5 protein-coding genes and 1 pseudogene are annotated in these 3,270 nt (G+C 33.8%); 3 read left to right on the top strand and 3 right to left on the bottom strand.

Annotated features, from left to right (window positions below; all coding sequences use genetic code 11):
- Nucleotides 1–28 precede the first annotated feature (28 nt).
- The 3 genes from JGH11_RS19520 to JGH11_RS19510 are packed head-to-tail and all read left to right on the top strand — an operon-like array spanning nucleotide 29 to nucleotide 1,844.
- Nucleotides 29–568: a hypothetical protein gene (locus JGH11_RS19520; RefSeq protein ID WP_201114567.1), complete on the top strand. Its 540-nt coding sequence runs from the start codon at nucleotides 29–31 to the stop codon at nucleotides 566–568.
- Between the two features lie 38 nt (nucleotides 569–606).
- Nucleotides 607–804, top strand: coding sequence for an energy transducer TonB (locus JGH11_RS19515; protein ID WP_201114566.1), 198 nt, complete (start codon nucleotides 607–609; stop codon nucleotides 802–804).
- A gap of 14 nt (nucleotides 805–818) precedes the next feature.
- On the top strand, nucleotides 819–1,844 hold the full coding sequence (locus tag JGH11_RS19510) for a GyrI-like domain-containing protein (protein ID WP_236264238.1): 1,026 nt from the start codon (nucleotides 819–821) through the stop codon (nucleotides 1,842–1,844).
- A 56-nt stretch (nucleotides 1,845–1,900) separates the two neighbouring features.
- On the opposite strand, the gene JGH11_RS19505 is transcribed toward JGH11_RS19510, so the two are convergent.
- The 3 genes and pseudogenes from JGH11_RS19505 to JGH11_RS19495 form a co-directional block, all read right to left on the bottom strand.
- Nucleotides 1,901–2,296: a hypothetical protein gene (locus JGH11_RS19505; RefSeq protein ID WP_201114565.1), complete on the bottom strand. Its 396-nt coding sequence runs from the start codon at nucleotides 2,294–2,296 to the stop codon at nucleotides 1,901–1,903.
- Between the two features lie 9 nt (nucleotides 2,297–2,305).
- The gene (locus JGH11_RS19500; RefSeq protein ID WP_201114564.1) at nucleotides 2,306–2,755 is read right to left on the bottom strand and encodes a GNAT family N-acetyltransferase; all 450 of its coding nucleotides are present in this window, start codon (nucleotides 2,753–2,755) and stop codon (nucleotides 2,306–2,308) included.
- Between the two features lie 91 nt (nucleotides 2,756–2,846).
- Nucleotides 2,847–3,270, bottom strand: a pseudogene (locus JGH11_RS19495) (hypothetical protein); the annotation flags it as partial.

Below are 3,270 nucleotides of genomic sequence, written 5' to 3'. Positions count from 1 at the left end.
CTGATAAATAATCTATTAAGAAAAAGTTATGAAGAAAGTCGTTGTTTTTCTATTCTTTTTATTGTGTTCTATTATATCCTATGCTACACCTCAAATGGGAGATTTACTAATCTATAAAGGAGATACAATCCGTATCTATCCTTTTTTGTTAGACGATTATTTATCTCAATCCCCTTCGAAAGAAGCTTTTCACGAGAAAAACAAAGGAATCAGATTATCGAGTACTGCATGTTGGCGTGGTCATCAAGCTGTTTTTGAGGTGAAAGGAGATAGCCTTTTTCTTCAAAAGGTGTATGGAATTGATAAACAAGAAATGGATTTAACTGTTCTGTTTGATCAAAAAGAGGATATTTTTTTTGACTGGTATACAGGAACGATTACAAATCCTTGGAATCGACTAATTTATGATCATAATTCAGGTTGGGGTGGCTTTTATGAATACGAGACCGATTTTATTATCGAAGCAGGAATATTGAAGTACATAAAAAAATATCACAATACAATTAAATCCTCAATATATACCGAGGGAGATACTCTAATGAGGTTTATCAAATCAAATCAAATATAAATTATAGGAATATAAAGCCCGTTAGTTATAAAATTCGTGTGATAACAAGAATAGATGATGTTGATAATAATGGAAAGATCACTAAAGTCTCTGTTCCACGTGGTTACAATAATGAATATGATCAAGAAGCAATCAGGGTGATAAAATCTATCCCTCAATGGCAGGTAATAAAACGAAGAGGTGAAAAAATCCATATTCCATGGACAATACCTGTAATTTTTGAAGCTAAGGATTAAAATATATTCTTAGCATGATTTTAATTCATATCTCCGCAAGATTTGCAAACACATGCAATGAAATATTTTCTACATTTGCGTCAATCGTCATCTCTATGGATTATAAAGAATTAAGCAGACAGGAATATACAGCCCGCATCAATAGGGTGATGGATTATATCAGCCGAAATCTTGACAAGCAGATTGATTTATCAATGATGGCAGATATTGCTTCATTCTCACCTTATCATTTCCACCGTATCTTTACATTTATTGTCGGAGAAACACCCAACAATTTTGTATCACGTATTAAGCTCGAAAAAGCAGCTCAACTACTTCATGATAATCCCAAAATATCCATTAGTGAAATTACCTTTCAGTGTGGATTCGGAAATGTCTCTTCATTCAGCAGGGCATTTAAGTCTTATTTCGAGATGAGTGCCAAAGAGTTTCGTTTACAGGACAAAGCAATCTATGTAAAAAACGGTATAAGATATAGCAAGAATTGCCAACCGATTAGCAAGATTGGTAAAAATAAACAACTGGTAAATACTCAATTTTGTAGTGTCGAATTTAATAAAATAATAATTATGGACACGAAAATTGAAATCAAGCAAATGCCTGAACTTAATCTTATCTATTGTCGTCACATGGGAGCATTCAATAAGATCGGGCAAGCTTATGAAAAGCTTTTCAAATGGGCTGCTCCCCGCGGATTAGTCACTCCGACAACAAAAACTGTTACCGTTTATCTTGATGATCCGGCTATCACAAGCATGGATAAGGTACGTCAGGATGCAAGTATCATTGTAGAAAGAGACGTAAAAGTAGAAGGTGAGATCGGTAAATCTACTGTCTCGGAAGGAAAATACGCTGTCGGACATTTCGAAATTAAAGAGACAGAATTTGAGGAAGCGTGGAACACCATGTGTTCTTGGTTAACCGAAAGCGGTTATCAACCGGGAGATGGATCTACCTATGAATTATATCATAATCATTATAGCGAAGATTCGGAATTCAGATTTATAGTTGATATCTGCATCCCTGTGAAACCGTTATAAGAAATAGCTTTAAGAATAGAAACCCTGAATATTCTATGTATTCAGGGTTTTATTTTTCAAATTATTTTTCTGATTTTCGCACTCAACCAAGGAGCGAAGCCTGTAAATATAACGACTAACAACCAAAGGTTTCCTGTTGTAATATCATAGGCAGCAAGCATTTCTTCTATTGGGTTATTCATTATAGATCCAATAATAAACTCTATACCTATCGTGAGGAATATCCAGACTGAACCTATAGCCCAATAGGTTTTATTACCTCCTTTGACTAGTTTATGTAAAAGCAAAACTGTAACTAGAAATATCAAGATACATAGCAGTATTCCACTGATAGGCAAAGCAAACTGTTCACCGAACCACGGCATAAGGATTTTCTCTCTAAATCCTCCATTCAATATCGCTAAGGGAATAATTAACACCCAAACAAGTAATGACTTTAATATATTTTTCATCTACCAAGATTATAATGATATCACATAAATCCGAGACTGATCTCCCCATGGATGATAGCCATTTCCGATATATATCCATCCATATTTCTCATAAAATCCGATATGATCGGTGGACAAATACAGCTTATTAAATCCCGCTTTGCGAGTATCAGACTTTGTCTTCTCTATCAATAGTTGGGCATATGAATTACCCCTGTGATTTTCATCTATAAACAATGCTGCCAGCCACGGATATAAATCCATCCGGCTAATAAAGTCGTTTGTTATCAATCCTGCACATCCAATAAGCTTACCATCCTTTTCCAAAACATACCATTGCGGTAGAGGTTTGGGAGAGTCAATGCAATGATTAATACAATCACTGTACAATTGAGGCAATACTGTTGACCAACTTCTTTGCAAATATGCAACTATCTGATTTTTGTATTCTGGATTTTCCCTTACTGATATGATTCTCATTTATTATATGGTTTTACTCTTTTTTTTCTTCGAATTCATCAATACGCTTATGTATTTCTGCGACAAGATATGTTTTTATTTAATAAAAATCCTATGATATTATTTCAACCAATTCGTCGATATCCAATAATCTATACCGAACTCCATTTATAAACTCAATATGAGACATATGAAAATGACCATATAACCAGTCCTTTATATGATGACCATCCGCAATTAGTTTATTATAAATCTTGCTTAAAACTTCTCTCTCCATTTTTATATCTTTTTCGAGAGATGAATCATTAATAATTCTCTTGGCTAAGTTATTTTTAGCGAGTGGATAACAAAAAACAGGAGCAGAATGGGTTATAACTGTATTAATTGCTATTTCTAAAGCTGTTATTTCGGACAATAAATCTTGATTAAATATTGGAAATTCGTCTTTCCAATAGGTAGATAGTTCTTTTTTATGCCGAACTTTTCGATTTAATATTTCCTGTTCTCTATCAAATCGGTCTAATGACATAGCCCCT

The organism is Dysgonomonas sp. Marseille-P4677, from assembly GCF_016652235.1.
Taxonomy (GTDB): domain Bacteria; phylum Bacteroidota; class Bacteroidia; order Bacteroidales; family Dysgonomonadaceae; genus Dysgonomonas.
Note: the sequence above shows the minus strand (reverse complement) of the source record. Positions and strands in the feature narration are given on the sequence as shown.